Below are 25553 nucleotides of genomic sequence, written 5' to 3'. Positions count from 1 at the left end.
CGGACGCGGTCAAATGTGGGAGCTGGCTTGCCTGCGAATGCATCGGCTCGGTGTGCCTGAATCACCGAGTTGTCTGCATCGCAGGCAAGCCAGCTCCCACATTGACCGTATTTCCAAGGCGATATCGAGGTAAACGATGGCAGCAGCGGATGACGCGCACCTGCTTGAACGCTTGCTCAAGGGAGAGCAGCGGGCCTACAAGGAATTGGTCACCACTTACCAGAGTGCAATGCGAGCGGTGGCCTATGCCATCGTCGGCCAGCGCCACGCCGACGAAGTCGTGCAAGACGCCTGGCTCTCGGTGGTGCGCAACCTGGCCAAGTTCGAAGGACGCTCCAGCCTCAAGACCTGGCTGCTGACCATCACCGCCAACGCTGCCAAAGGCCGTTACAAACACAATCGCCGGGAAGTGCTGCTCGACGATTTGCCTTCGCCCCACGGCACCATTGGTGATGATCGCTTCAGCCCGGATGATGGCCATTGGGCGGTCGCCCCGTACGCCTGGCACCAGGACACCCCGGAAGCGTTGCTGACCGAAGATGAGTTGCGCAAATGCCTGGAGCATACGATTCTGAGCCTGTCCCAATTGCAAAGCGCTGTGCTGGTGTTGCGTGAGCGCCAGGGTCTTGAGCTGGAAGAGATCTGTAATCTTCTAAGCCTTTCGCTCTCCAACGTGCGTGTGCTGTTGCATCGGGCACGGCTTAAAGTCTTCGCCACTGTGGAGCATTTTGAGGAAACGGGCGAATGTTGACCTGTAAAGAGCAAGTAGCACGCTCCAGCGATTATCTCGATGGGCAACTGACCTTTCGTGAACGTTTGATGGTGCGTCATCACTTGATGTTCTGCCCGAACTGCCGGCGCTTTATCCGTCAGATGCGCCTGATGCAGGCGACGCTCAAGCGTATGCCACAGGAGCCGGTGGAGGGGGCTGATGCGTTGGCTGAACAGATGGCAGCCGAGCGCCGTAAGGATATGTAGGAGCGAGCAAGCTCGCTCCTACCGTAACGGTTAGAACTTGGCTTCAGCATCCAGCTGCAAGGTGTTGGTATCGGCATCCCGCTGGGTCCGGCTGGCGAAGTCAGCCTTGGTCAGGAAGTAGGTGGCGCCGATGGCAAAGTTCTTGTCGATGTCGTAGCTGACTTTCATCTTGTGACCGCGCGAACCGGTGGTGCCGTTGGCGAAGTCCGAATCGGTGAAAGCGCCTACGACGGCATTACGTTGAACATCGCGGTAGTTGTAGTCCAGGTTCAAACCGAACACTTTGGACTTCGCACCCAGCAACCAGGCGGTGTCCTGGTCGGTCACCGCATCGTTGTTTTTCACGTACTGGCCGTAGAACGACAGCGGCACGGCCAGGCCCCCGATGTCTGCTTGTGCAAAGCCTTCGTACAGGCGGAATTCGTTGTTGGCCGAGTTGCCGTTGACCGCCAATGCGCAAGGCGTGGTGGTGGTTGTGCAGCGGCTGTCTTCGTCATTCTTGTAGGCGTAGATGCTGCCGCCCAAGGTCATTTTCAGATTGTCGGTAACCGAGAAACGCGTGCCCAACTGGCCGGACGTCAGGCGCAGGTCGTGGCGGAACTGCACGCCGTCGCCGTCGACGTTGTCCTTGAGGTTGTAGTTGCCCAGGCTGCCGAACAGTTCGGCGCTGCTGCCAAGAGGGTATTTGTAGGTGACGGCCAGGCCTTCCGGGTTGATGTCGCTATCCCAGATCACGTCGCCCATGTTTACCCATGGCTGCAGCATCTTGCCGCCGATCACGTGCAGGTTCTTGATCTGGTCCGGGTGGTAGTCGATGTAGCCCAGGTCCAGCCAGATCGATTTCTTATCGAAGTAGCCATCCTGATCCTGGTTGGTGGAACGAGCGTCGTCGCCGCCCCCCGTGGCGATGCGGATGCCGGTGTCCACCTGCGGGTTGATCTCGGTGTAGGCACCCAGGCGGGCACGGATACGTTGACGGTCCTTGTCACGCCCGCCGTTGTTGGGCTCGCCGTCGATCTTGATGGTTTCCTGGCGGAAGCGCACGTCACCCTTGAACTGGGTCTTGGCCGCCCAGGCCAGTTTCTGGTCGAAGCTGCTCAGCTCGTTGGTTTTTTTCGCGGTGGCCGCGATCTGCTCGTTGGTCTCTTGTTGAGCTTGCCGTGCGATCTGCTGTTCTTTCTGGTCCCTGGCCAACTCTGCTTGCAGTTCGCTGTACTGCGCCGCAGTGATCTGGCCGTTGGCCTTGAGCATGTCGAGCAATTTAGCGTCGACTGCAGCGCTGGCCGGTAGGCTCAGGGCCAGCAACAGGCCGCCACACAGGACCGCCGCAGTTTTAGTGGAAGCAAGACGCATATCAATCTCCGAAAGTGAGGAGGGATGGCAAACCATCCAGGACACAACCGACCAATGACGGACGGAAAAAAATGTCGCCCGGCAGACCCAGGCGCTCTAAAAACTGGCGTCAGTATCGCGACCGTTTATGACGAAGTAGTGGCTAAGTGATTTCATCTAGATGACAAATGGTGTGAGGTTGGAACTATTTATTTCCAAGTCTGTCAGCGTGTTTTCAAGGTGTGCACCGGGTTGCGATAAGCGATACTCGCCAGGCTTTAACGCCAAGAATCAGTGAGGATGCCGATGCCGTTGCAACGCCTGGACAGCCTGTCCGAAATCGCCCCGCAGGTCTGGGACGCCCTGGTGCCGCAGGCGCAGCCGTTTGTACGGCATGGGTTCTTGAGCGCGCTGGAGGACAGCGCCAGCCTGGGGCCGCAATCGGGCTGGCAGCCGGAGCATTTGCTGCACTGGGAGGGGCAGCGCCTGGTGGCGGCACTGCCGAGCTATCGCAAATGGCATTCCTATGGCGAGTATGTGTTCGACCATGGCTGGGCCGATGCCTGTGAGCGCGCCGGTATCGACTACTACCCCAAGCTGCTGACGGCGGTGCCGTTCAGTCCCGTCAGCGGCCCACGTGTTTTGGCCGCCAATGCCGAGGACGGCTTCGAGTTGCTCAAGAGTCTGCCGGGCTACCTTGAGATCGAAGGGCTGTCCAGCGCCCATATCAATTTCACTGACGCCTTGGCCGATGGAGCCTTGGCCCGGCAGCCGGGCTGGATGCAACGCCTGGGCTGCCAGTTTCATTGGCAGAACCGCGGCTACCGCGACTTCCAGGATTTTCTCGATGCCTTGAGTTCACGCAAGCGCAAGCAGATGCGCAAGGAGCGTGAACAAGTGGCGGGGCAGGGCATCGAGTTCGAGTGGCTGCAAGGCCATGAACTGAGCGAAGCCCAATGGGATTTCGTCTATGCCTGCTATGCCAATACTTATGCAGTCCGCCGCCAATCGCCCTACCTGACCCGCGGGTTTTTCAGCCTGTTGGCCGAACGCATGCCCGAGGCCATTCGAGTGGTGCTGGCCAAGCAAGGCTCGCGCCCGGTGGCCATGGCTTTCAGCCTGATCGGTGGCGACAGCTTCTACGGTCGCTACTGGGGCTGCCTGGCGGAATTCGACCGGCTGCACTTCGAAACCTGTTTTTACCAGGGCATGGATTACGCCATCGCCCACGGCCTGCAACGCTTCGACGCCGGCGCCCAGGGCGAGCACAAATTGATTCGCGGGTTCGAACCGGTGATTACGCGCTCATGGCACTACCTGCGTCATCCGGGGCTCAAGAGTGCCGTGGCGGACTTTCTTGAGCGTGAACGGGTGGGGATTCTGGCGTATGCCGAAGAGGCGAGGTCAGCCCTGCCTTATCGGCAGGGCTGAACCATCGGTCTGGCACTACTGCGAATGAACGGTCGAATCGCTATCCTGTATGTACAAAAGTACATACAGGATGTGCCATGCATTTTGAGTGGGATGAAGCCAAGAACAAAGCCAATATTCTAAGCACGGCATCGATTTTAACGACGTCCCTGATATTTTTAGACACCCAATGCTGGCCTTGCGCGATGATCGGGCGGATTATGGCGAAGAGCGTTGGATCAGTATTGGCTGGATCAAATTGTTAATGGGTGTGGTCGTATATACCGAGCGGCGTGGTGATGTGATCCGTATCATCTCGGCCCGAAAAGCAACCAAGAAGGAGGCCAAATACTATGACGCAAACATCGAAAACTGATTGGGAGCGCTTGGCCAAGATGAATGAAGAAGAAATCGATACCAGTGATATCCCCGAGCTGGACGTCGAATTTTTCCGGCGTGCCGAGCTTCGTGTCCCGGTGAAGCAGGCGGTGACTATTCGACTGGATGCCGACGTTCTCGAGTGGTTCAAGGGGCAAGGTACTGGATACCAGACACGTATCAATCAACTGTTGCGTCAATACATGCAGGCCCATCAGGGTTGAGCAACATTGAATTGAATTCAGCCCTGCCTTATCGGCAGGGCTGACCCGTTTGCCTTAAGCCCCTTCATCCTTGCCCAGCCATCGATAGGTCACGCCGCCGATCACCGCGCCGAGGATCGGTGCGAGCCAGAACAACCATAACTGCTGGAGTGCCCAACCACCGACAATCAACGCAGGCCCCGTGCTGCGGGCTGGGTTGACCGACGTGTTGGTGACCGGGATCGAGATCAGGTGGATCAGCGTCAGCGCCAGGCCAATGGCAATAGGCGCGAGGCCCGCCGGGGCACGGCGGTCGGTGGCGCCAAGGATGATCAGCACGAACATCGCTGTCATCACCAGCTCGCAGACCAGCCCTGCTGCCATTGAATACCCGCCCGGTGAATGCTCGCCATACCCATTGCTTGCCAGCCCTGAGGCCAGTTCGAACCCCGGTTTGCCGCTGGCGATGAAGTACAGCAGTGCGGCGGCGATGGTGCCGCCGATCACCTGGGACACGATATAGGCCGGCAACTCCTTGGCTGGGAATCGTCCGCCCACTACCAGCCCCACCGAAACGGCCGGGTTAAGGTGGCAGCCGCTGATGTGCCCGATGGCAAATGCCATGGTCAGCACTGTGAGCCCGAACGCCAGGGCCACACCGAGCAGGCCGATTCCGACATTGGGAAACGCTGCGGCCAACACCGCACTCCCGCAGCCGCCCAACACCAGCCAAAACGTACCCAGCCCTTCCGTTACGGAACGTTTGAACAGTGACATGAACACATCCTTAATAGATCGCTCTATCTGATTAACGGGTCTGTGACGCTTCCCTGCTGCCTTAAATCAGGGCCCTCCCTGAGGCCTGATTGCAGTACAGCAGGATTGTGTCTCAAGACCAGTGCGATAGAGAAAACTGTCAGAATTGTTCGGAATTGCCCATGCATCTATCCAATGAAATCAATCTATTCCGACAAATCCGCCGGTCTGGTGCTGCCATAACCGCGAATAAAGTCCGCCATGTGCCAGCAATTCGGAATGGCTGCCGCTCTCGGCGATCTGGCCTTTCTCCAGCACGACCAGGCGATCCATACGCGCGATGGTCGACAACCGGTGTGCGATGGCAATCACCGTCTTGCCCTGCATCAGGGTTTCCAGGCTTTCCTGGATCGCCGCTTCCACTTCCGAGTCCAGCGCCGAGGTGGCTTCGTCCATGATCAGGATCGGTGCGTCCTTGAGCAGCACGCGGGCGATGGCGATACGTTGGCGCTGACCGCCGGAGAGTTTCACCCCGCGCTCACCCACATGGGCGTCCAGCCCGGTGCGGCCTTCGGAATCCGACAGCAATGGGATGAATTCATCGGCGCGGGCCTTGTGCACCGCGGCCCAGAGCTCTTCGTCTGTGGCGTCGGGCTTGCCGTACAGCAGGTTGTCGCGGATCGAACGGTGCAGCAGCGAAGTGTCCTGGGTGATCATGCCGATCTGTTCGCGCAGGCTTTCCTGGGCGACTTCGGCGATATTCTGGCCGTCGATCAGGATGCGTCCGCCCTGCAGGTCGTAGAGGCGCAGCAGCAGGTTGACCAGGGTCGATTTGCCCGCGCCGGACGGGCCGATCAGGCCGATCTTCTCCCCGGCCTTGATCTCCAGGTTCAGGCCACCAATGATTCCGCTCTTCTTGCCGTAGTGGAAATCCACCTGTTCGAAGCGCACTTCACCCTGGGGCACGCTCAGGCGTGGGGCGTTGTCGCGGTCGATCACGGCCAGCGGCTGGGCAATGGTTTTCAGGCCGTCCTGCACCATGCCGATGTTCTCGAAGATGCCGTTGACCACCCACATGATCCAGCCGGACATGTTGACGATACGGATCACCAGGCCGGTGGCCAAGGCAATCGCGCCCACCGAGATCAGCGAGTGGGTCCACAACCACAGGGCCAGGCCAGTGGTGGTGACGATCAGCAGGCCGTTCATGGTGGTAATCGCGATGTCCATGCTGGTCACCACGCGGCTGGCCAGCTGGGTTTTTTCGGTCTGCTCGATGATTGCTTCCTTGGCGTACTGCTGCTCGTATTGGGTGTGGGCGAACAGTTTCAAGGTGGTGATGTTGGTATAGCCATCGACAATGCGGCCCATCAATTTGGAGCGCGCTTCGGAGGAGATCACCGAGCGTTCCTTCACGCGCGGCACGAAGTAACGCAGTGCCAGGCTGTAGCAGACGATCCAGCTCACCAGCGGGATCATCAGGCGCCAGTCGGCCTCGGCGAACAGCACCAGGGCGCTGATGGCGTAGATCGCCACGTGCCAGATCGCATCCACCGCCGCCACGGCGGAATCGCGCAGTGAGTTACCGGTTTGCATGATGCGCTGGGCAATGCGTCCGGCGAAGTCGTTCTGGAAGAAATTAAGACTCTGTTTGAGCACGTAGCTGTGGTTCTGCCAGCGAATCAGGCTGGTCATGCCGGGGCTGATGGTCTGGTGTACCAGCAGGTCGTGCAGGGCGCCGAAAATCGGGCGCAAGAGCAGGGCGACCACGGCCATCCAGATCAGCTCGGTGCTGTGGATCTGGAAGAAATCGGCGGGCGGCGTGCCCTGGGCCAGGTCGATGATGCGGCTCAAATAGCTGAACAACGCGACTTCGATCAGCGCGCCGATCAGGCCCACCACCAGCAAGGCGGCGAAATGCGGCCACACCTGGCGCAGGTAGTAGAGATAGAAGGGCAGGACTTTATCGGGAGGCGCGGCGCTGGGCGCGTCGCGGAAAATATCGATCAGTTGTTCAAAACGACGATAGAGCATTAGGCTTGACGCCCGCCGGGCGGGCTCTCCTTTCAAATGCGCGCGCTGCCTTGTGGGCTGCGCGCGAAGCTTGCTGCTGACCTCAGTCGATGCGCTTGGCCGACTTGATCAGGACAGGATCGATTGGCACGTTCTGCATGCCTTGCTTGGTGGTGGTCTGGGAGTTGACGATGATGTCGACCACATCCATACCCTTGACCACTTTGGCGAACACGGCGTAACCGGCATCGCGGCCCGGATCCAGGAAGGCATTGTCGGCGACGTTAATGAAGAATTGGCTGGTGGCCGAGTTCGGGTCATTGGTGCGCGCCATCGATAAGGTCCCACGCACGTTATGCAGGCCATTGCTGGCTTCGTTCTTGATCGGCGCTTCGGTCGGTTTTTGCGACATTTGTGCAGTGAACCCGCCGCCCTGGACCATGAAGCCAGGGATCACGCGGTGGAAGATCGTATTGGTATAGAAACCTTTGTCGACATAGGCAAGGAAGTTCTTGGTGCTGATGGGTGCCTTGACCGGGTCCAGTTCGATTTCAATGTCGCCGTTGGTCGTGGAGATCAATACGTGGGGCGCCTTGGCAGGTTCGGCCGCCATCAGGTTGGCAGCGAACAGAACGGAACCGGCAAAGAAGGCGATTTTTTTCAGCATGGGTCAGTGATCCTGGGTAGTGGTTTCGACGGTCTTTAGAAAATCGAGCAAGGTCGCGTTAAAGACTTCGGGTTGATCCAAGGGCGTGGCATGGCGGGAATCTTCAATGACGACCAGCCGCGCATCGGGCAGCAGTTTTACATAGATTTCTTTCTGCGCCACGGGGGTGTAGTCGTGGTCGGCGCTGATGACCAGGGTTGGACAGGTAATCTTCGAAAGTTGTTCCTGCACGCCCCAGCCCACAATCGCGTCGAAGCTGGCGAGATAAGCACGTTTGTCGTTCTTTGCCCAGCGTTCGGTCATCTTGCGCCGCAGGTCGGCTTGCGCAGGTTTGGGGAACAGCCGCTCGCCCAGGGCCTTGCCGATGGTGCTCAGGCTCAGCACGCGAGCCAGGGTCCGGCGCTTGGCCCACTGCCAATAGTCATTGGCACTGCGCACCTTGACCTCGGGAGCGCTGTTGACGATGCACAGGCTCTTGACCCGTGTGGGTTCATCTACCGCCAGTTGGAAGGCAATCATGCCGCCCATGGATAACCCCACTACATGGACCGCAGGCAGATTCAGGTGATCGATCAGGGCAATCAGATCGAACGTGAACCCCTGGATGCTGTAGCGCGCGCGGGGTCTGTCGGAGCGCCCATGACCGCGCACGTCGACCACGATCAGGCGGTAGTGCCGGGCGAGTACCGGCACTTGCAGCTCCCAATCCTGGCTGCTTGAGCCCAGGCCATGGATCAGAATCAGCGGGTTGCCGTGGCCGTATTCCTCGTAATGCAGGCTGCAGCCTTCATGCTCGAACCAGGCCATGGGCGAACTCCGTTTCAGGCTTGCAGGGGCGCGGCAAAGGGCGCGTCCAGGGGAGCGGTGTCAAAGGTGCGCAGCAGTTCCACGAGGATCTGCGTCGCCGGCCCCAGGGGTTTGTCTTTGTTTGAATAAAGGTAAAACGTCGGGTGGCGGCTGCCGCCCTGTGCCAAAGGCAGCTGCTTGAGTACGCCTTCGTTCAGTTCGCGCTCGACCATGTGCCGGGGCAGCCAGGCAAAACCCAGGCCGCTGCTGACGAAGGCGGCGGCGGTGGCCAGGCTGCCGACGGTCCAGCGCTGTTCGGCGCCGAGCCAGCCGACATCCCGCGGTTGCTGGCGGCCGGAGTCGCGGATCACCACCTGCATCTGGCTTTCCAGGTCCTGGAAGCTGAGTTCGCGGCCCATCCGGTGCAAGGTGTGTTCGGGATGGGCGACGGCAATGAATTCCACCGCACTCATTTCAGTGCCCAGGTAACCGGGGATGCTGAAGCTGCAAATCGCCAGGTCGGCCACGCCTTCCATGAGCAGCTCTTCAACCCCCGACAGCACTTCTTCGCGCAGGCGTACGCGGCATCCGCGGCTTTGGGGCATAAACGCGGTGAGGGCGCGCACCAGGCGCGCATTGGGGTAGGCGGCATCCACCACCAGGCGCACTTCAGCTTCCCAGCCCTGTTCCATATGGTGGGCGAGATCTTCCAACTGGCTGGCGTTCTTCACCAACTGGCGGGAACGGCGCAGCAGCACTTCGCCGGCCTCGGTAAGCACCGCCTTGCGCCCATCGATGCGCAGCAGCGGCACACCCAGTTGGTCCTGCATACGGGCCACGGTGTAGCTCACCGAGGACTGTGAACGGTGCAGCGCTTCTGCGGCCTGGGCGAAGCCGCCGTGGTCGACCACGGCTTGCAACGTGCGCCATTGATCGAGGGTAACGCGGGGCGCTTTCAAGATGAGCTCCTCTTGTCCTAAGCTGGCGGTCCTTATTGGAGACTGCCGAATGAGAAAATTCTGTTGTGTGTTGCTGGCGTTGCTGCCGATGAGCGTGTTTGCCTACCCCATCGATGTGACTAAAAAGATCGACGGCGTAAGCGTGGACTACACCGCATCCGATGTGGACGCCGATATCAGTTCGATCCAGTTGAGTAACTACGGCACCAACGATGCGCTGTGTTCGGTAATCTTCACCAACGGCCCGGAATCGCCGCGCCGTCGCACCGTGACCGTACCCGCCGGCAAAAGCACCAACACCACGGCCAAGTTCAACCGCGCGATTATCAAAATGCGTATTGCCTTGGCCTGCGCCCCAGAATAAAGCAGCGGAGCATGCCAGACAGGAATACTCCGCTTAACAACAAATTTCTAGATGGGTTATAGCAGTTTTTTGCGCTTTTTTATCGAATAGGCCCTGGTTAACCTTCGCTCCATCGACTTACAGCAATTACCGATGGAGCCTACCAAGCCATGTCCAATGTCCTGATCATCGAAAGCAGTGCGCGCCAGCAGGATTCAATCTCCCGCCAGCTCACCCAACAGTTCATCGGCCAATGGCAAACAGCCCATCCGGTGGATCGCATCACCCTGCGTGATGTGGCGCGCAATCCCGTTCCCCACCTGGACGCCAACCTGCTGGGTGGGTGGATGAAGCCCGCCGAGCAGCGCAACGACGATGAACAGGTGTCCCTGGACCGTTCCAATGAATTGACTGACGAACTGCTGGCTGCCGATGTATTGGTGATGGCTGCGCCGATGTATAACTTTTCCATCCCCAGCACCCTTAAAGCCTGGCTGGATCATGTGTTGCGGGCCGGTGTGACTTTCAAGTACACCGCCACCGGGCCACAGGGTTTGTTGACCGGCAAGCGTGCCATCGTACTCACTGCTCGTGGCGGCATTCACGCCGGCGCCACCTCGGATCACCAGGAACCGTACCTGCGCCAGGTCATGGCTTTTATCGGCATTCACGACGTGACCTTCATTCACGCCGAAGGGGTGAACCTGGGGGCGGGCTTCCAGGAGAAGGGCGTCAATCAGGCTAAAGCACTGCTGGCGCAGGTGGCGTGATGCGTTAATCGCCAGATAATCCCGCGCTGGTTATATAGCGCCACGCAAACCCTTCAAGTACGCGTATCGAACCTCCCTTTGCACTTGTAGCTCCTGAGTGCTCCTGCCCGACTGCCGCTTCAGCGAGGTCGGGTTTTTTTTGCGCCGAGTTTCTTCAAACCGCGAAAAGCTTTAATGTCGCGACCATTCGACATGAGGCGCGCATGGGCTATCTACTGGTTGTCACCCTGATTCAGGCATTTTCCTTCAGCTTGATCGGCGAATACCTCGCCGGTCACGTCGACAGTTACTTTGCGGTGCTGGTGCGCGTGGTGCTGGCGGGGCTGATCTTTATCCCGCTGACCCGCTGGCGCTCGGTGGAACCGGCGTTCATGCGCGGCATGCTGGTGATCGGTGCATTGCAGTTCGGTGTGACCTATGTGTGCCTGTACCTGAGCTTTCGCGTGCTGACGGTGCCGGAAGTGCTGCTGTTCACCATCCTCACGCCGTTGCACGTGACCCTGATCGAAGACGCGCTTAATCGCCGTTTCAACCCTTGGGCGCTGGTCGCAGCCTTGGTGGCGGTGAGCGGTGCGGCAGTGATTCGTTTTGATCAGATCACGCCCCACTTCCTGATGGGGTTCTTGCTGTTGCAGCTGGCCAACTTCACCTACGCGGCCGGGCAAGTCATGTACAAGCACCTGGTGGCGCGTTATCCGAGTGACCAGCCGCATTTCCGGCGTTTCGGTTATTTCTACCTGGGCGCCTTGCTGGTGGTGTTGCCCGCATTCCTGCTGTTCGGCAAGGCTGATTTCCTGCCGCAAGCGCCGCTGCAATGGGGCGTGCTGGTGTTCCTGGGAGTGGTCAGCACCGCGCTGGGCATGTACTGGTGGAACAAGGGCGCCTGCCTGGTCAATGGCGGCACCCTGGCGGTGATGAACAACTTGCATGTGCCGGTGGGGCTGCTGCTGAACCTGCTGATCTGGAACCAGCACGAGCCGCTGGGTCGTTTGGCCTTGGGCGGCCTGGTGATTCTGGCAGCGGTGTGGATCAGCCGGCTCGGTGTGCGTCGGGCGGTATCGTCCCCTTTATCGTGATCACGACTTTGCCTTTGGCCCGGCCTTGTTCGACATAATTCAACGCCTCGGCCGTCGACTCGAAAGGGAAGGTACGGTCGATCACCGGCTTGATAATGCCGGACTCAACCAGCGCGGTGAGTTCATCCAGTTGGGCGCCGCTGGCGCGCATGAAGACGAAGTCATAACGGACGTTTTTTCTGCGCGCTTTGCGGCGAATGCCGCTGCTCAAGACACCCATGACCAAGCCCAATCCCCACGACAGGTTTTGCTCGCGGGCGAATGCCCGCGTCGGTGGCCCTGAGATGGAGATGAGTTGGCCGCCCGGCTTGAGAATGGCGAGTGACTTTGCCAGCGCATCCGGGCCGAGGCTGTTCAAGACCACGTCGTAGTCTTTGAGCACGGTTTCGAAGTCTTGCTGCTTGTAGTCGATCACCACATCCGCGCCCAGCGCCTTGACCCACTCGACGTTGGCGGTACTGGTGGTCGTGGCGACAAAAGCGCCCAGATGCCTGGCGAGCTGGATGGCGATACTGCCGACACCACCGGAGCCGGCGTGAATGAAGACCTTCTGGCCTTTTTTCAGCCTCGCCGTTTCAACCAGTACCTGCCATGCCGTCAGCGCTACCAGGGGCAGGGAGGCGGCTTGCTCCATCGTGATGTTTGCAGGTTTGCGTGCCAGTGCGTCTTCGCGTACCGCAATCAGTTCGGCGAACGTGCCGATGCGCTGCTGGGGAGGGCGAGCATAGACTTCGTCACCCGGCTTGAAGCGTCGCACCGCGGACCCCACGCTGAGCACCACACCGGCCAAGTCATTGCCCAGGGTCAACGGCAACGCATACGGCAGGATCAGTTTGAATTCGCCTTTGGCGATTTTTGCATCCAGCACATTGATGCTGCTGGCATGTATTTGAACCAGCACGTCATGTTCACCCACCACCGGTGCCGGGGCTTCGGTGATGCGGCCTGTGTGCTTGCCGTAACGCTCGATTGAAAATGCCTTCATGGTTCAACACTCATCGCTTCGACGGGAAGGGCAGGCGCGCCTATGCACCGAAGTAGCACAGCACGCCTGCAAAAGGGTTGATCAGGCTTTGACCAGGTAGCGTTCGGCCACCTCGGACTGCTTGATCTGCGCCAGCAAGCCTTGTCGCGCTGCCTGCAAGGCATCCCAGCGTGCGCCGTCCTGCAACGGCGGGATAGTCACGGGCTCGCGACGGTCAAAGCCGATCAGCGCCGCATCGACCAAGTCACCCACTTCCATCACATCCGTGAGGGTATTGATGTCAATGCCGGCCCGCTCCCAGATCTCGGTACGCGTGGCCGCCGGCAGCACAGCCTGCACATAGACACCTTTGGGAGCCAGCTCAAGGCTCATACCCTGGGACAGGAACAGCACGAACGCCTTGGTGGCGCCATACACCGTCATGCCGAACTCCGGCGCCAGGCCCACTACCGAGCCTATGTTGATGATAGCGCCGTCACCTGCTGCCGCCAGGCGCGGGGCAATGGCGCTGGCAAGTCGCACCAGCGCCGTAGTGTTGAGCGCAACCAACTGAGCGACGCTGTCGCTGGACTGTTCGATAAAGCTGCCGGACTGCGCGGCCCCGGCATTGTTCACCAGCGTGCCAATGCTGGCGTCCTCGCGCAGGCGCGCTTCAACCGCTGCCAGGTCTGCGCTTTGAGTCAGGTCGGCGGGGAGGATATCAATGGTGATGGCGTGCTGTTGGCGCAGGCGGGCGGCGAGCGCTTCCAGGCGCTGGATGTCACGGGCGACCAATACAAGGTTGTGACCGCGCTGGGCAAAACGCTCGGCGTAGGCGGCGCCAATGCCGGTCGAAGCGCCAGTGATGAGAACGGTAGTGGAAGTGCTCATGGTGTGATGCTCTGTGGATGCGATGAGATTTTATGATGTCGATCATAATCAAAACTGTCAACGGTTTTGATTATGATCGACATCATAGTAAGATGCCTATATCGCAAGGCAGCAGGAGCGCAAAAAATGAAGATCACCAAGACGCAATCACAGAGCAATCGAGCCCATATCGTCGCGACGGCTTCCGAGCTGTTTCGTGAACGCGGTTTCGATGGTGTGGGTGTGGCCGAACTGATGGCTGCCGCCGGTTTCACCCAGGGCGGCTTCTACAAGCATTTCGGCTCCAAGGCGGACTTGATGGCGGAAGCGGCCGCCAATAGCCTGGCGCAGTCGCTCGCGAGCAGTGCGGAGATGGAGGCGGGGGAGTTTTTTGACGTTTACCTGTCCAGGCAGCACCGCGATCATCGCGGCGGCGGGTGCACGTTGGCGGCGTTGTGTGCAGACGCTGCGCGTCAATCAGAGACTCTCAAGGAAACCTTTGCCAACGGGGTGGAAAACACGCTGCAAGCGCTGCAGGCAAAGTACAACGCGGCGCAGGACGAACCACAGGAAGACGTGCGCGCGAAAATGCTCAACAGGATGGCCCACGCCATCGGCGCCATCCTGTTGTCGCGGGCGTGCCCGGATGATTCCGCCCTGGCCGATGAAGTGCTTGAGGTGTGCCGCAAGGAGATTACGGCATCACTGCCATAATCCTGTTGCGGTCACATCATGCTGTTTCGACAGCGGATACCTGGGCGGCACCGGCCAAGGCAGGCAATACGCCGGCGCGCAGGTCATTGCCGCTCGGTTGCTGATACAGGCTCAACCCGAACTCCGGCAACACCGCCAACAGATAATCAAAGATATCCCCCTGGATCCGCTCGTAATCGCCCCACGCCGTGGTACGGGTAAAGCAGTAGATCTCCAGCGGTACGCCTTGGGCGGTGGTTTGCATCTGGCGCACCATGCAGGTCATGTTCGGCTGGATGTCCGGATGGCTTTGCAGATAGGCCAGGGCATAGGCGCGGAAAGTGCCCAGGTTGGTCATGCGCCGGCGGTTGGCCGACAGTTGCGCGCTGTGGCCCTGGGCTTCGTTCCAGGCCTTGAGTTCGGCCTGCTTGCGCCCGATATAGCCGGTGAGCAGGTGCACCTGGGTCATGCGCACTTCTTCGTCATCGCGTAAAAAGCGCACGCCGCTGGCATCGATATACAAGCTGCGCTTGATGCGCCGCCCCCCGGAAGCCTGCATGCCGCGCCAGTTCTTGAACGACTCGGACATCAGGCGCCAGGTGGGGATGGAGACAATGGTCTTGTCGAAGTTCTGCACCTTGACCGTGTGCAGGGTGATATCCACCACATCACCGTCGGCACCGACCTGGGGCATTTCGATCCAGTCGCCGACCCGCAGCATGTCGTTGCTGGTCAGCTGCACGCTGGCGACGAACGACAGCAGGGTGTCCTTGTACACCAATAGGATCACCGCTGACATGGCACCCAGCCCCGACAGCAACAGCAGCGGCGAACGGTCGATCAACGTAGCGACGATGATGATCGCGCCAAACACGAACAACACCATCTTCGCCAGTTGCACATAGCCCTTGATCGAGCGGGTGCGTGCATGTTCGGTGCGGGCGTAGATGTCCAGCAGGGCATTGAGCAGCGCGCTCATGGCCAGCACCAGGAACAGAATGGTGATCGCCAGGGCCACATTGCCGATAAACAGGATGGCGGTCTTGCTCAGGCCCGGCACCAGGTACAGGCCGAACTGGATAACCAGGGACGGCGTCATCTGCGCCAGGCGATGGAAGACTTTGTTGTGCAGCAGGTCGTTGAGCCAGTGCAGGGCCGGTTGCCGGCCAAGCAACTTGATGGCGTGGATGATCAGGTAGCGCGCTACCCGTCCGAGCAGCAGGGCCACCACCAGCAACACCAGCAAGCCGAGGCCAGCGTGCAGCAGCGGATGTTCATCGAGGGTGCCCCAGAGGTCCTGGGCGTTGAGCCAGAGCTGTTTGATATCCATGAATGAAACCGATTCTTCTGTAAGGCAAGACGAGGGGATTAGAGCATTTAAGTGCAACAAAGTTGACGTTGTAGACAAATGCGCTGACAAAAAACCAGCTGATTAGCACCGTTCGCGTAAAGAAACTCGGTTTGGACGCGCGAAACCGGTAACCTATGCCGCTGATATTTTGTATTTCTTCGAGGTAGCACCCGTGTTTTCCCAATTCGCCCTGCACGAACGCCTGCTCAAAGCCGTGGCCGAGCTTAAATTTGTCGAGCCTACGCCTGTGCAAGCAGCGGCCATCCCGCTCGCGCTCCAGGGGCGTGACCTGCGGGTGACGGCTCAAACCGGCAGCGGCAAGACCGCCGCTTTTGTCTTGCCGATCCTGCACCGCCTGATCGGTCCGGCCAAAGTCCGTGTGAGCATCAAGACCTTGATCCTGCTGCCGACCCGCGAGCTGGCCCAGCAGACCCTGAAGGAAGTGGAGCGCTTCTCGCAGTTCACCTTCATCAAGTCCGGCCTGATCACCGGCGGCGAAGATTTCAAGGTCCAGGCCGCCATGCTGCGCAAGGTGCCGGACATCCTGATCGGCACGCCGGGGCGCATGATCGAGCAACTCAATGCCGGCAACCTTGATCTCAAGGAAGTCGAAGTGCTGGTGCTCGACGAAGCCGACCGCATGCTCGACATGGGCTTCGCCGATGACGTGCAGCGCCTGGTGGCCGAGTGCGTCAATCGTCAGCAGACCATGCTGTTCTCCGCCACTACTGGCGGTTCGACCCTGCGCGACATGGTCGCCAAGGTCCTGAACAACCCTGAGCACCTGCAGGTCAACAATGTCAGCGATCTCAACGCGACCACGCGCCAGCAGATCGTCACCGCCGACCACAATGTGCACAAAGAGCAGATCCTCAACTGGCTGTTGGCCAATGAGACCTATCAGAAGGCCATCGTGTTCACCAACACCCGGGCTGCGGCTGACCGCATCTACGGTCGCCTGGTGGCGCAGGACTACAAGGCTTTCGTGCTGCACGGCGAGAAAGACCAGAAGGACCGCAAGCTGGCCATCGACCGCCTCAAGGCTGGCGGCGTCAAGATCCTGGTGGCCACCGACGTCGCCGCCCGCGGCCTGGACGTGGACGGCCTGGACATGGTGATCAACTTCGACATGCCCCGCAGCGGCGACGAATACGTACACCGTATTGGCCGTACCGGACGTGCCGGCAACGATGGCCTGGCCATCTCGCTGATCTGCCACGGCGACTGGAACCTGATGTCGAGCATCGAGCGCTACCTCAAGCAGTCGTTCGAGCGCCGCACCATCAAGGAAGTCAAAGGCACCTACACCGGGCCGAAGAAGGTCAAGGCGTCGGGCAAGGCCGTTGGCGTGAAGAAGAAAAAGACCGACGCCAAGGGTGAGAAGAAAAAGGCCGGCGCCAAATCGCCGACCAAGCGCAAGATCGCCAACCGGCCGAAGACCGACAACCTGTCGCTGGTCAGCAAGGATGGCATGGCGCCGCTCAAGCGCCGCAAGCCTGAAGCGCCGGCTGCCGAATAAGCAGTTGGGCATGAAAAAACCGGACGATGTCCGGTTTTTTTTCACCATCAGTTGATCGTTCCCACGCTCCGCGTGGGAATGCCGCCTGGGACGCTCCGCGTCCCGCCTTACTCAGCTTTTGGCCTTGGCCGCAGCTTCCTTCAGTTCCTTAAGCCGGGCATCAATCAACTGGCACTTGTCGGGAAACTCCGCGCTCTCATTATCCAGATCCATTTTCTGCAACTCGTCATTCATCTCCTTGGCCTTGGTTGGGTTCTGCTCGGTGAGCTTGGTCACTTCCCTGGCCAGTTCTTCGCGCTTGGCCGTGGCCTCGTCGAGCGTACAAGCCCAGGCGGGCAGGGCGGCAAGCAACGTGGCGGCGATGGCCAGGTTTCTCAGGGTTTTCATGGTCGGACCTCCTTGGCGGTATAGGCTGTTGAGGCGGCGAACGTCTGGAAAGTTCAGAGAAATGGCGCCCGTCTATCCGGGTGAACGGCCAGTGCCCGCACGTGTCACTACCTATGACGGGCTAATTTTCCATCGGCCTGCAGGAGGAATCAGGATGACGACTTACAACTGGGATCTGATCGAACGTCTGCTGCATGAAGTGCAGAACGGCGAGGGCAGCTTTGCCCCGCGCAAATACGCCGAGCAGGAAGCCGCTGATAAAGCGACGGCTGGCGAGGACACCGGCAACCTGGATGCGCTGAAAAAGACTGCTGCGGACTACGAGGCGCTGCTGTTCAAGCGCGGGTTCATTGAGTCGCGCCCCGAAGAGGAGGGCGGCAACGGTGAAAACTTCATCTTGACCCCGCGGGGTGCAAGCCTGCTGGCGTTGATCGACAGTTCGATTCCTGGCAATGAGCATCCCCGGCACGTAATGGACGAGCAGGAGGACGCGCTGGATGAGGCGACCTTTGAGCGGGTCGCTTCCGAGGCTGCGATTGCCGGTGGCGCTATATAACCCCTGAATCCAATGTGGGCGGGAGCCATGCTCCCATCCCTATTGATTTGCGCCGGCCTTGAAGCATTTAAGAGCTTTGAAATCGCCCCGTACGGCCTCGATTTTTTGCTTCAGCTTCTGCCGCTGTTGCACCGTGCTCTCAGCCATCAGATCCACGATCAGACTGCGCGCTGCCGCTTCGGTCTGGGCATAGGCAGCACGGTATTCAGGCGTCCATAAACTCTCCCTGTCCACCAGCAAACGTTGCATCTTCTGCGGGAAGTTGGCGTCGTGGCGGTGTTCGACGGCCTCGATAAACTGCGCCTGCCAATGGGCGCGGTTGCCGATCCACGCCTGGTTCTGTTCACCCAAGGCGAGGGACCAGGCCGTTACGCGGTGTTGCTGGCCGGCGCTCAGCGGGCCGATCCAGGCGTCAAGGCGCTTGCTCATACGCTCGGCGCGCTCCTTGATCTGCTGGGCCAGCGGTGGCTTGAGGTATTCGTCCTGGCGTTTGCGCAGGTCCTTGGCAAGGGCGTCGCTCATGTCCTTGACCTGTTGATCATCCAGACCTTGCAGCAACTGCACGGCGGACGGGGTGATTTCCCGTGCGATCTCGGCAATCGCCTGCTTGGCTTCGATGGTTCGGGTTTGCAGCGCGGCGTCAGTGATTTGGCTGCTGTCGACCATTTGCTGCAGGCGGTCCAGCCAGTCCAGGTAACCCGGCAATTGCGTGGTGCAATGCCAGGCCAGGTGTTCCTTGAGGGTGTCGTTGAACCAGCTCTTTTGCCCGGCGTTCATGTCCAGGTAGTCGTTGAGGGTCCAAGGGATGATCACGTCGAGATTACGGTAGGCCAGGCCCACGCGATTGCACCCGGCGAGCACCAGGCTCATGGTCAGCAGTACCATCAGGAGTTTGAGCCGGCGCAACATGGGCGAGTCCTTGCACGGATGGGGTTAATGCATGTGAACCTGCGCGGGGTGCGACAGTTCAGCCCATCAATAAAACGGCCGGACAGCCTTCAAGGTCAACAGGCCGTCACATTGCGAATTGTGTCCGGAGTAGGCCGAGCAGTCACCGCCGCTGAGGCTGGAGTCGCTGTAAATCAGGTCCAGGTCAATGCCTTTCCACGCCCGGGAAAATTGCACCGACCAATCGCTGAAACTGCTGATGGCGCCGTTTTCCACCGAGACCGGTGTGCCCAGTTGGTGGGTGGTGTACTTCATGCTGACGCCGATACCGAAAGGCTGGGTGCCGCCGAGGTCGGCAAACAGGGTGCTGTCCTGGCGGTCGGGGTCGTTGCTGAAAGACACGCCAAAGCGGTTACCCAACAGATTCAGGCCGCCGTAGACCTCCTGGCTGTCGAGGGGGCTGACCTTGGGGTAGCTATAGTGAATCAAGCCCACTTCATAGCCCAGGGTCTGGTCGAAAGGGCGTTTGAAACCCAGGTAGGAGTCGACTTCGAGATTGTTGGGTGAGGACAGGCCCATGTTCGGTGAAAACTGGCCGAAATACAGGCCGCTGTCGTGGCTCAAGTCCAGGCCGCCGTGGAACGAGTCGCTACCAGGGGAGGTCGGCTTGACCAGGCCCTGGGCCATGCTCCGGCTGGGGGTGGTGCCCAATTTCAGGTCAAAGTCACCCAGTTCGCGCTGGAAAATCTGCGCTTCGGCCAATGGGCTGGCGACCAGAATACTGACCAGGAAAATACAGCGTTTAAGCATGCTTCACTCCATGAAAAGCGAGGAGCAGTAACGGATGGGTTCGAGCAGATGCCCGTGCTAGACGTGTGCAAGGATACCGGCGAATGCCAGGCGTTGAGATCCGTTCGTCGATTAGCTTGATATTGGATGCGGTGCGGGGGCGTTTCGAACTCTAGTCCTAGCGCCTTGAGGGCAAGGCGCTTAGGGACCAGATGCAGCGTGCAGGTGTTACTTCTTGCCCAGGCTGATCTGCTTGGACGGGCCGAAAGTCTGGCCACTCACGCCCTTGGCAATCTGCTGGATTTCGCCACCGGACTTGAGGAACGCAGCAATCTGGCTGTTGATCGATTCGCTGGTTTCAACGGCGGGAGCTGGCTTTGCTTTGCTGTTGGATGCTTTTACGCGCATGGCGGCCACTAACCTGTAGAAAATTAACTTGGCCAGGCATCGTACAGGAAATACTTGACAATTGCTTGGCAAATATCCCCTGAGAATAAGTACCAAGCTTCGAAATAGTCGCAGTTAACCGATGAAATAAAGCGCTAACTTGCTGTTTTAGCTCGAAACCATTGGGCGGGCCGGGGATGGTGGCGCGGCAAAATTCAACCGATTGATCAGACGAGTGGAGCGTTGCCAGTGGTACGCCATGCCAGCCCGTGATTTTTCAGGCGTACGCGCGTGCAAGGCGCAACTCGGGTAGAATGCCGCCCACGCAATGAGGGTATTGGAAATGGCTTTAGTCGGGCGCTACAACAGCTTGCAAGTGGTCAAGCACACTAACTTCGGTTTGTACCTTGATGGTGCGCAAGATGGGGAAATCCTCTTGCCTAATCGGTATATCCCTAAAGATATTCCCAGTGAAGATGAAGACTGGCTTAACGTTTTCATTTATCTGGACAGCGATGACAAACTTATCGCCACCACCGAAAAACCCAAAGTTCAAGTCGGCGAATTTGCCAGTTTGAAAGTTGTGGAGGTCAACAGCATCGGTGTATTCCTCGATTGGGGTTTGCCAAAGGATCTGCTGCTGCCGTATTCGGAAGAAAAACGCCAATTGACCGCGGGTGAGTATTGCGTGGTGCACGTCTACCTCGACAAGCACACCAAGCGCATCACCGCCACCGCACGTCTTGACCGCTACCTGGACAAGACGCCAGCCAACTACCAGGTGGGCCAGGAAGTCGACCTGCTGGTGGCCGAAGCCACGGACATGGGCTTCAAGGCGATCATCAACAACAAGCACTGGGGCCTGATCCACAAGAACGAAGTGTTCAAGTTCCTGCGCCCCGGCAAGGAAGAAAAAGGTTTTATCAAGGAGATCCGCGCCGATGGCAACATCAGCCTGAGCCTGCAACCGGTCGGCCAGGAAGCGGCCTCCAGCCTGAACTCCAAGATCCTCGCCAAGTTGCGCGACAACAATGGCACCCTGCCGGTCAGCGATAAAAGCGATCCGGCCGTGATCAGCAACTTATTCGGCGTGAGCAAGGGCAACTTCAAGAAGGCCATTGGTGCGCTCTACAAGCAGGGTCAGATTGTGATTCATGCGGATCGCATTGAACTAAGCTGAGTACGCTTCGCTTTTCGATGGATGCGGTGGCGGGGGAGCTTGCTCCCGCTCGACTGCGCAGCAGTCGCAAGCTTTTGGGGGCGCTTGGCACCCTAGCGCAAGCAAGCTTGCTCGCCACCACTTCGCACGTGCCTAACCTCGATGTGCTGCCCCGTCGGCCATTTGTGCGCACATCGGCTGCGCCGGTAGCGGGCGGTTGATCAACACTGAGCCCGCTAATAGCAACCCGGTACCGGCAACGACCAGCGCCGGGTGCAGGGTGCCACTGAGGTGGCTGCTGACCGACGCCAACAGGGGCCCGCTCAATTGGCCGATGGCAAAGCTGGCGGTCAGCAACCCGGTGCTGCGTTGGTAGCCATGGGGCGCGACCTCGCGCAGCCGCGCCATCACCAACTGCATGCAGGCCAGAAATGGCGCACCGCACAGCAACACGCCCAGGGCCAAACCCCAGCCATTGCCAAGCAGGCAGGCGAATACCCCAGCCGCTTGCAGCCATAAGGTCGCCATCAGCCAGCGACGGGTGGTGTTCGGGTGCTTGCGGCGCAGGCTTGCCACCCCCACACCCAGCGCCGCAGCCAGGCCAAAGCAGGGCCAGAACAGATCGGCCTGCCAGGCCCCGTTGAATTGTGCGCTGGCCATCTGCGACAGAAAGGTCGCCGGGATGATGTAGCCCAATCCGTACAAGAAATAAATCCAGCACAGGTGCGCGATACTGCCGTTGCTTCCCGCGTTGGCGACCTGTGTAACCGTGAGGGCCGGCTTGGGTAGAAACGGCAGAATCGCCAGCAGCATCACCAGCGCCACCGTCCCGTAGAGCAGCCACAGCGTGGCAGAGCTTTGCCCCAGCAGGTTCGAAACCAGCGCCAGCAGCCCCGTCAGCAAAATCCCCAACCCCGGCCCTGCAAACACCAGCGCACCCAGACGCGGGCGGCCGGCGGCAATCGCCAGGGGCTGGCTCAGGCTGGTAATCATCACCAGGGCCCAGGCACTGGCGACCCCGGTGCCAAAGCGCAGCAACACGTGTGGCCAGAACCCATGGGCCCAATAGGAAGCCAGGGTCAGCAATACGCACAGCCACAACCCGCCGTAGAGGCGCCCGCGCACATGTTGATGGCTACGGGCAAAGATCGAGTCCACCGCGCCCACGAAGTAGCCCAGGTAGTTGGCGGCTGCGATCAGCCCGGCGCCGGTCAGGTCGATCTGACCTTCGCTGAGCAAATGTGGCATTTGCGGAGTGAGGGCGAAGCGGCCAATGCCCATGGCCATCATCAGGGCGATGAAACTGGCGAGTAAACGAATCAGCGGTGACATGCTCAGGGTTCCTGCAAGAAAGCGAATGACTTGCAGGCTAAGACGGATTGACTTTCTGTAAAATTGAATAATAGTGAGTAACTTGTTCAGTTTTGGAGAAAGGTATGGAGTTCAGCCAATTGCGGATTTTCCAGGCCGTAGCCGAAGAGGGCTCCATTACCCGTGCGGCTGAGCGTCTGCACCGCGTGCCCTCGAACCTGTCGACCCGGCTCAAGCAGATGGAAGAACAGCTCGGCGTCGAGCTGTTCGTTCGCGAACGCCAGCGTTTGCAGCTTTCTCCTGCGGGCAAGGTGCTGCTGGATTACAGCACTCGGCTGCTGGCGTTGCATGACGAAGCCCACGGCGCCGTACAAGGCGGGCAACCGGCCGGTGATTTTGTGCTGGGCAGCATGTACAGCACCGCGGCAGTCCACTTGCCGAAACTGCTGGCGCGTTATCACAAGACTTATCCCATGGTGAACCTGCAGGTGCAGTCGGCACCCAGCGGGGAACTGCTGGAAGGTTTGATTACTGGGCGTCTGGACGCAGCTTTTGTGGACGGTCCGATGACGATCGCCAGCTTGGATGGTGTGCCGCTGTGCGAAGAGCGCCTGGTGCTGATTTGCGAGGCTGATCACCCGCCGGTGCGCGGTCCACAGGATGTGGCTGGCCGTTCGGTGTTCACTTTTCGACGCAGCTGCGCCTACCGCACACGCTTGGAAACCTGGTTTTCCCACGATCGCGTCGCCATGGGGCGGGCGATCGAGATCGAGTCCTACCAGGGCATGCTCGCTTGCGTGATCGCCGGTTCCGGTGTGGCGTTGATGTCCGAATCCATGCTCGACAGCCTGCCAGGCAAGGACAGCGTGTCCGTTCATCCGCTGACTGGGCCTTTTGCCACTGCAACCACCTGGCTGATGTGGCGAAAGGGTATGCTCGGCGCTAACCTCAACGCATGGATCGACCTGCAGCAAGAGGGTAGAGCCGAGTCTTTGCCAGATACCCGTGCGATTGCTTGAACGATCCGTCAGGATTCGGATCAATCCAGTAATAGTTCGTTGTGGTTTCGTTCAAGCAATACCTAGGACTTAGGGCTACTATCACTGTAGGAAACGGCGACAGAACTCACGCCGACCAGCACTACCCTCAAAGGGGGCAACCATGAAAGAGAAAATCCAGAACTGGCTCCATGACCTTGGCGTTGCGCTGGGCTTGATCGAGCCGCCGCTGCAACCGGTGCCGATCCGTACGGATGATGAGCAGCGTCGGCCACGTCGCCGCTAATTACGCGGTCACAAAAAATGTGGGAGCGGGCTTGCTCGCGAAAGCAGAGTGTCATTCAACCTTTTCGTTGGCTGATACACCGCTTTCGCGAGCAAGCCCGCTCCCACAGTTGTTTTGCACTAGGCGAAAAAAAACGGGCGCGACCTCCGACGTCGCGCCCGCTGAAGAAAGTATCCCCGTCCCTGTTATAGCTCAAACCACCGCAGTCGCCACTTTGTTGGGGCGACGCGACAGTAAGCTCACCAGCACAAAACTTACCAGCGCGACCGCCAGGCTGTAGTAAATCGGCGTGTTTGCGTCCAGCCCATCCTTGAACATAAACACCAACGCGGTCACAAAGCCCAGGGTCATGGACGTGATCGCCCCGGAGGTTGTCGCACGTCTCCAGAAGATCGCGCCAATCAATGGCACCAACATGCCGCCTACCAGCAGGTTATAGGCCAGGGTCAGGGCGCCGATCACATCGTTCACCACCAGGGCGATACCCAGTACGGCGACGCCGGTCAGCAGGGTGAACAAGCGATTGATGCGCAAGCTCGATTGCTTGCCACCGCGCAGCCGTGGCAGCAGGTCTTCGGTCAGTACGGTGGAGGCGGCGAGCAAGCCGGCGCTGGCGGTGGACATCATCGCGGCCAGTGCGGCGGCGATGACCAGGCCACGGATGCCATCCGGCAACGAAGCTTTGACGATGGCGGCGAAGGCATTGTTGACGTTGTCCAGGTCCGGGATCAGCACATGGGCGGCCATGCCGATCAGCGCGCAGGCCAAGCCGTAGAGGATGCAGTAGAAACCTGCGAACGTGCCGGCGTATTGGGCGACCTTTTCATCACGGGCAGTGAACACGCGCTGCCAGATATCCTGGCCGATCAGGATGCCGAAGAAGTAGATCATGAAGTAGGTGATGATCGTGTCCCAGCCAATGGCGGTAAAGTTGAAGTTCGACGCTGGCAGCTTGGCCACCAGTTCGTCCCAGCCGCCGACGCGGTACAGGCAGATCGGCAGCAGGATGAACATCAGGCCGACGGTCTTGATCACGAATTGCACGATATCGGTGAGGGTCAGCGACCACATGCCGCCGATGGTCGAATACACCACCACCACGCCACCGCCTACCAGTACCGACACCCAGAACGGCAGGTCGAACAGCACTTGCAGCACAGTGCCGATGGCCAGGATCGAAGTCACCCCGATCATCAGCGCGTAGGCCAGCATGATCACCGCACTGGCCTGACGCGCCATTGGGTTGTAGCGTTTTTCCAGGACCTGGGTGACGGTGAATATCTTCAACTTCAACAGCGGCTTGGCCAGGAACAGGTTCAGCGCAATGATCCCCGCACCCAGCGCGGCGCACAGCCAGAAACCTGAAATGCCGTGCACATAACCCAGGCGCACGGTGCCGACGGTGGACGCACCGCCCAATACCGTGGCGGCCATGGTACCCATGTACAGCGACGGGCCGAGGTTACGGCCGGCCACCAGGTAGTCTTCGTGGGTCTTGGCACGGCGCATGCCGTAGTAGCCGAGCACGAGCATGCCGGCGGCGTAGAGGAGTACGACGAATAAATCCAAAGCCATGGCGGTGATTCTCCGATTATATTTTTTATGGTCGATCAGGCGGCAGCCGGCTCCGTAAACACGCGAGCAAAAGTCTGGTATCTCGAGGAGGGGGCTCTACGACCCCCTTGGTTGTCAGTGTGTAAAGACGGTTCTTGTTATTTTCATAC

General features: G+C 59.5%; 28 protein-coding genes and 1 pseudogene. 14 read left to right on the top strand and 15 right to left on the bottom strand.

The features are described from left to right. The first annotated feature begins 136 nt into the window (after positions 1 to 136). Together TU73_RS08785 and TU73_RS08780 are read left to right on the top strand one after the other, a co-directional pair. On the top strand, positions 137 to 751 hold the full coding sequence (locus tag TU73_RS08785) for an RNA polymerase sigma factor (protein WP_043048978.1): 615 nt from the start codon (positions 137 to 139) through the stop codon (positions 749 to 751). After that, the gene (locus TU73_RS08780) at positions 745 to 978 is read left to right on the top strand and encodes an anti-sigma factor family protein (protein WP_057011861.1); all 234 of its coding nucleotides are present in this window, start codon (positions 745 to 747) and stop codon (positions 976 to 978) included. The genes TU73_RS08785 and TU73_RS08780 overlap by 7 nt, the downstream gene beginning before the upstream one ends. A gap of 30 nt (positions 979 to 1008) precedes the next feature. Here the strand turns inward: TU73_RS08780 and TU73_RS08775 are convergent, their stop codons facing one another. Continuing rightward, positions 1009 to 2331 carry a putative porin gene (locus tag TU73_RS08775; RefSeq protein WP_057011860.1) on the bottom strand — a complete coding sequence of 441 codons (1323 nt, stop codon included), beginning with the start codon at positions 2329 to 2331 and terminating at the stop codon, positions 1009 to 1011. A gap of 285 nt (positions 2332 to 2616) precedes the next feature. Here TU73_RS08775 and TU73_RS08770 point away from each other — a divergent pair, with 285 nt between their 5' ends. From TU73_RS08770 to TU73_RS08760, 3 genes and pseudogenes are all read left to right on the top strand, one after another. Next, positions 2617 to 3741: a GNAT family N-acetyltransferase gene (locus tag TU73_RS08770; protein WP_057011929.1), complete on the top strand. Its 1125-nt coding sequence runs from the start codon at positions 2617 to 2619 to the stop codon at positions 3739 to 3741. A 77-nt stretch (positions 3742 to 3818) separates the two neighbouring features. Then, positions 3819 to 4096: pseudogene (locus tag TU73_RS08765) on the top strand (BrnT family toxin). Beyond that, entirely contained in the window at positions 4074 to 4322 is a 249-nt protein-coding gene (locus tag TU73_RS08760) for a BrnA antitoxin family protein (protein WP_057011859.1), read from the top strand. The pseudogene TU73_RS08765 and the gene TU73_RS08760 overlap by 23 nt, the downstream one beginning before the upstream one ends. A 54-nt stretch (positions 4323 to 4376) precedes the next feature. On the opposite strand, the gene aqpZ is transcribed toward TU73_RS08760, so the two are convergent. From aqpZ to TU73_RS08735, 5 genes are all read right to left on the bottom strand, one after another. Beyond that, complete coding sequence (gene aqpZ / locus TU73_RS08755) at positions 4377 to 5078, bottom strand: aquaporin Z (RefSeq protein WP_057011858.1); 702 nt, start codon at positions 5076 to 5078, stop codon at positions 4377 to 4379. Between the two features lie 180 nt (positions 5079 to 5258). Next, positions 5259 to 7091 (bottom strand): ABC transporter ATP-binding protein, encoded by a 1833-nt coding sequence (locus TU73_RS08750; RefSeq protein WP_057011857.1) that lies wholly within the window; start codon positions 7089 to 7091, stop codon positions 5259 to 5261. Between the two features lie 82 nt (positions 7092 to 7173). Further along, the gene (locus tag TU73_RS08745) at positions 7174 to 7737 is read right to left on the bottom strand and encodes a peptidylprolyl isomerase (RefSeq protein ID WP_057011856.1); all 564 of its coding nucleotides are present in this window, start codon (positions 7735 to 7737) and stop codon (positions 7174 to 7176) included. 3 nt (positions 7738 to 7740) lie between these two features. Beyond that, on the bottom strand, positions 7741 to 8544 hold the full coding sequence (locus tag TU73_RS08740; RefSeq protein ID WP_057011855.1) for an alpha/beta fold hydrolase: 804 nt from the start codon (positions 8542 to 8544) through the stop codon (positions 7741 to 7743). Between the two features lie 14 nt (positions 8545 to 8558). Continuing rightward, entirely contained in the window at positions 8559 to 9482 is a 924-nt protein-coding gene (locus tag TU73_RS08735) for a LysR family transcriptional regulator (RefSeq protein ID WP_057011854.1), read from the bottom strand. Positions 9483 to 9531: 49 nt separating this feature from the next. Between TU73_RS08735 and TU73_RS08730 the strand changes: the two genes are divergently transcribed. The 3 genes from TU73_RS08730 to TU73_RS08720 all read left to right on the top strand — a co-directional run bounded on the left by TU73_RS08730 (position 9532) and on the right by TU73_RS08720 (position 11671). After that, the gene (locus TU73_RS08730) at positions 9532 to 9846 is read left to right on the top strand and encodes a hypothetical protein (protein WP_057011853.1); all 315 of its coding nucleotides are present in this window, start codon (positions 9532 to 9534) and stop codon (positions 9844 to 9846) included. 149 nt (positions 9847 to 9995) lie between these two features. Beyond that, positions 9996 to 10595, top strand: a complete 600-nt coding sequence (locus tag TU73_RS08725) for an FMN-dependent NADH-azoreductase (RefSeq protein ID WP_057011852.1) — start codon at positions 9996 to 9998, stop codon at positions 10593 to 10595. Between the two features lie 203 nt (positions 10596 to 10798). Next, positions 10799 to 11671 (top strand): carboxylate/amino acid/amine transporter, encoded by an 873-nt coding sequence (locus TU73_RS08720; RefSeq protein ID WP_057011851.1) that lies wholly within the window; start codon positions 10799 to 10801, stop codon positions 11669 to 11671. Here TU73_RS08720 and TU73_RS08715 read toward each other — a convergent pair. Both TU73_RS08715 and TU73_RS08710 read right to left on the bottom strand, forming a co-directional pair. After that, on the bottom strand, positions 11625 to 12656 hold the full coding sequence (locus TU73_RS08715) for an NADP-dependent oxidoreductase (protein WP_057011850.1): 1032 nt from the start codon (positions 12654 to 12656) through the stop codon (positions 11625 to 11627). The genes TU73_RS08720 and TU73_RS08715 overlap by 47 nt on opposite strands. Positions 12657 to 12737: 81 nt before the next feature. Continuing rightward, positions 12738 to 13526, bottom strand: a complete 789-nt coding sequence (locus TU73_RS08710; protein WP_057011849.1) for an SDR family NAD(P)-dependent oxidoreductase — start codon at positions 13524 to 13526, stop codon at positions 12738 to 12740. A 126-nt stretch (positions 13527 to 13652) separates the two neighbouring features. Here TU73_RS08710 and TU73_RS08705 point away from each other — a divergent pair, with 126 nt between their 5' ends. After that, positions 13653 to 14219, top strand: a complete 567-nt coding sequence (locus TU73_RS08705; RefSeq protein ID WP_057011848.1) for a TetR/AcrR family transcriptional regulator — start codon at positions 13653 to 13655, stop codon at positions 14217 to 14219. A 16-nt stretch (positions 14220 to 14235) separates the two neighbouring features. Here TU73_RS08705 and TU73_RS08700 read toward each other — a convergent pair whose 3' ends face one another. Further along, positions 14236 to 15528, bottom strand: coding sequence for a mechanosensitive ion channel family protein (locus TU73_RS08700; protein WP_057011847.1), 1293 nt, complete (start codon positions 15526 to 15528; stop codon positions 14236 to 14238). Positions 15529 to 15721: 193 nt separating this feature from the next. On the opposite strand from TU73_RS08700, the gene TU73_RS08695 reads away from it, so the two are divergent. Beyond that, on the top strand, positions 15722 to 17068 hold the full coding sequence (locus TU73_RS08695) for a DEAD/DEAH box helicase (RefSeq protein ID WP_057011846.1): 1347 nt from the start codon (positions 15722 to 15724) through the stop codon (positions 17066 to 17068). 111 nt (positions 17069 to 17179) lie between these two features. On the opposite strand, the gene TU73_RS08690 is transcribed toward TU73_RS08695, so the two are convergent. Next, on the bottom strand, positions 17180 to 17455 hold the full coding sequence (locus TU73_RS08690) for a hypothetical protein (RefSeq protein ID WP_057011845.1): 276 nt from the start codon (positions 17453 to 17455) through the stop codon (positions 17180 to 17182). Positions 17456 to 17609: 154 nt separating this feature from the next. Between TU73_RS08690 and TU73_RS08685 the strand changes: the two genes are divergently transcribed. Further along, positions 17610 to 18011, top strand: a complete 402-nt coding sequence (locus TU73_RS08685; RefSeq protein ID WP_057011844.1) for a hypothetical protein — start codon at positions 17610 to 17612, stop codon at positions 18009 to 18011. Between the two features lie 39 nt (positions 18012 to 18050). Here TU73_RS08685 and TU73_RS08680 read toward each other — a convergent pair whose 3' ends face one another. From TU73_RS08680 to TU73_RS08670, 3 genes are all read right to left on the bottom strand, one after another. Beyond that, entirely contained in the window at positions 18051 to 18920 is an 870-nt protein-coding gene (locus tag TU73_RS08680; protein ID WP_057011843.1) for a DUF6279 family lipoprotein, read from the bottom strand. A gap of 66 nt (positions 18921 to 18986) precedes the next feature. Then, positions 18987 to 19709 carry a TorF family putative porin gene (locus TU73_RS08675; protein WP_056845611.1) on the bottom strand — a complete coding sequence of 241 codons (723 nt, stop codon included), beginning with the start codon at positions 19707 to 19709 and terminating at the stop codon, positions 18987 to 18989. Between the two features lie 207 nt (positions 19710 to 19916). Beyond that, entirely contained in the window at positions 19917 to 20096 is a 180-nt protein-coding gene (locus tag TU73_RS08670; RefSeq protein ID WP_003193095.1) for a hypothetical protein, read from the bottom strand. Between the two features lie 322 nt (positions 20097 to 20418). Between TU73_RS08670 and TU73_RS08665 the strand changes: the two genes are divergently transcribed. After that, on the top strand, positions 20419 to 21255 hold the full coding sequence (locus TU73_RS08665) for a CvfB family protein (protein WP_019820451.1): 837 nt from the start codon (positions 20419 to 20421) through the stop codon (positions 21253 to 21255). 132 nt (positions 21256 to 21387) lie between these two features. On the opposite strand, the gene TU73_RS08660 is transcribed toward TU73_RS08665, so the two are convergent. Next, the gene (locus TU73_RS08660) at positions 21388 to 22566 is read right to left on the bottom strand and encodes a YbfB/YjiJ family MFS transporter (RefSeq protein ID WP_057011842.1); all 1179 of its coding nucleotides are present in this window, start codon (positions 22564 to 22566) and stop codon (positions 21388 to 21390) included. Positions 22567 to 22670: 104 nt separating this feature from the next. Between TU73_RS08660 and ptrR the strand changes: the two genes are divergently transcribed. Both ptrR and TU73_RS29475 read left to right on the top strand, forming a co-directional pair. Next, positions 22671 to 23564 (top strand): putrescine utilization regulator PtrR, encoded by an 894-nt coding sequence (gene ptrR, locus TU73_RS08655; RefSeq protein WP_057011841.1) that lies wholly within the window; start codon positions 22671 to 22673, stop codon positions 23562 to 23564. A 142-nt stretch (positions 23565 to 23706) separates the two neighbouring features. After that, a complete protein-coding gene (locus tag TU73_RS29475; protein ID WP_003193089.1) occupies positions 23707 to 23829 on the top strand; it encodes a PA1414 family protein in 123 nt (40 codons plus the stop codon). 192 nt (positions 23830 to 24021) lie between these two features. Here TU73_RS29475 and TU73_RS08650 read toward each other — a convergent pair whose 3' ends face one another. Beyond that, entirely contained in the window at positions 24022 to 25404 is a 1383-nt protein-coding gene (locus TU73_RS08650) for a sodium:solute symporter family protein (RefSeq protein WP_057011840.1), read from the bottom strand. Positions 25405 to 25553: the final 149 nt, after the last annotated feature.

Source organism: Pseudomonas libanensis (genome assembly GCF_001439685.1).
GTDB lineage: Bacteria > Pseudomonadota > Gammaproteobacteria > Pseudomonadales > Pseudomonadaceae > Aquipseudomonas > Aquipseudomonas libanensis.
Note: the sequence above shows the minus strand (reverse complement) of the source record. Positions and strands in the feature narration are given on the sequence as shown.

Coding starts and splice junctions, on each gene's coding strand:
- TU73_RS08785 (WP_043048978.1), top strand. CDS start 137: ATGGCAGCAGCGGATGACGCGCACCTGCTTGAACGCTTGCTCAAGGGA.
- TU73_RS08780 (WP_057011861.1), top strand. CDS start 745: ATGTTGACCTGTAAAGAGCAAGTAGCACGCTCCAGCGATTATCTCGAT.
- TU73_RS08775 (WP_057011860.1), bottom strand. CDS start 2,331: ATGCGTCTTGCTTCCACTAAAACTGCGGCGGTCCTGTGTGGCGGCCTG.
- TU73_RS08770 (WP_057011929.1), top strand. CDS start 2,617: ATGCCGTTGCAACGCCTGGACAGCCTGTCCGAAATCGCCCCGCAGGTC.
- TU73_RS08760 (WP_057011859.1), top strand. CDS start 4,074: ATGACGCAAACATCGAAAACTGATTGGGAGCGCTTGGCCAAGATGAAT.
- aqpZ (WP_057011858.1), bottom strand. CDS start 5,078: ATGTCACTGTTCAAACGTTCCGTAACGGAAGGGCTGGGTACGTTTTGG.
- TU73_RS08750 (WP_057011857.1), bottom strand. CDS start 7,091: ATGCTCTATCGTCGTTTTGAACAACTGATCGATATTTTCCGCGACGCG.
- TU73_RS08745 (WP_057011856.1), bottom strand. CDS start 7,737: ATGCTGAAAAAAATCGCCTTCTTTGCCGGTTCCGTTCTGTTCGCTGCC.
- TU73_RS08740 (WP_057011855.1), bottom strand. CDS start 8,544: ATGGCCTGGTTCGAGCATGAAGGCTGCAGCCTGCATTACGAGGAATAC.
- TU73_RS08730 (WP_057011853.1), top strand. CDS start 9,532: ATGAGAAAATTCTGTTGTGTGTTGCTGGCGTTGCTGCCGATGAGCGTG.
- TU73_RS08725 (WP_057011852.1), top strand. CDS start 9,996: ATGTCCAATGTCCTGATCATCGAAAGCAGTGCGCGCCAGCAGGATTCA.
- TU73_RS08720 (WP_057011851.1), top strand. CDS start 10,799: ATGGGCTATCTACTGGTTGTCACCCTGATTCAGGCATTTTCCTTCAGC.
- TU73_RS08715 (WP_057011850.1), bottom strand. CDS start 12,656: ATGAAGGCATTTTCAATCGAGCGTTACGGCAAGCACACAGGCCGCATC.
- TU73_RS08710 (WP_057011849.1), bottom strand. CDS start 13,526: ATGAGCACTTCCACTACCGTTCTCATCACTGGCGCTTCGACCGGCATT.
- TU73_RS08705 (WP_057011848.1), top strand. CDS start 13,653: ATGAAGATCACCAAGACGCAATCACAGAGCAATCGAGCCCATATCGTC.
- TU73_RS08700 (WP_057011847.1), bottom strand. CDS start 15,528: ATGGATATCAAACAGCTCTGGCTCAACGCCCAGGACCTCTGGGGCACC.
- TU73_RS08690 (WP_057011845.1), bottom strand. CDS start 17,455: ATGAAAACCCTGAGAAACCTGGCCATCGCCGCCACGTTGCTTGCCGCC.
- TU73_RS08685 (WP_057011844.1), top strand. CDS start 17,610: ATGACGACTTACAACTGGGATCTGATCGAACGTCTGCTGCATGAAGTG.
- TU73_RS08680 (WP_057011843.1), bottom strand. CDS start 18,920: ATGTTGCGCCGGCTCAAACTCCTGATGGTACTGCTGACCATGAGCCTG.
- TU73_RS08675 (WP_056845611.1), bottom strand. CDS start 19,709: ATGCTTAAACGCTGTATTTTCCTGGTCAGTATTCTGGTCGCCAGCCCA.
- TU73_RS08670 (WP_003193095.1), bottom strand. CDS start 20,096: ATGCGCGTAAAAGCATCCAACAGCAAAGCAAAGCCAGCTCCCGCCGTT.
- TU73_RS08665 (WP_019820451.1), top strand. CDS start 20,419: ATGGCTTTAGTCGGGCGCTACAACAGCTTGCAAGTGGTCAAGCACACT.
- TU73_RS08660 (WP_057011842.1), bottom strand. CDS start 22,566: ATGTCACCGCTGATTCGTTTACTCGCCAGTTTCATCGCCCTGATGATG.
- ptrR (WP_057011841.1), top strand. CDS start 22,671: ATGGAGTTCAGCCAATTGCGGATTTTCCAGGCCGTAGCCGAAGAGGGC.
- TU73_RS29475 (WP_003193089.1), top strand. CDS start 23,707: ATGAAAGAGAAAATCCAGAACTGGCTCCATGACCTTGGCGTTGCGCTG.
- TU73_RS08650 (WP_057011840.1), bottom strand. CDS start 25,404: ATGGCTTTGGATTTATTCGTCGTACTCCTCTACGCCGCCGGCATGCTC.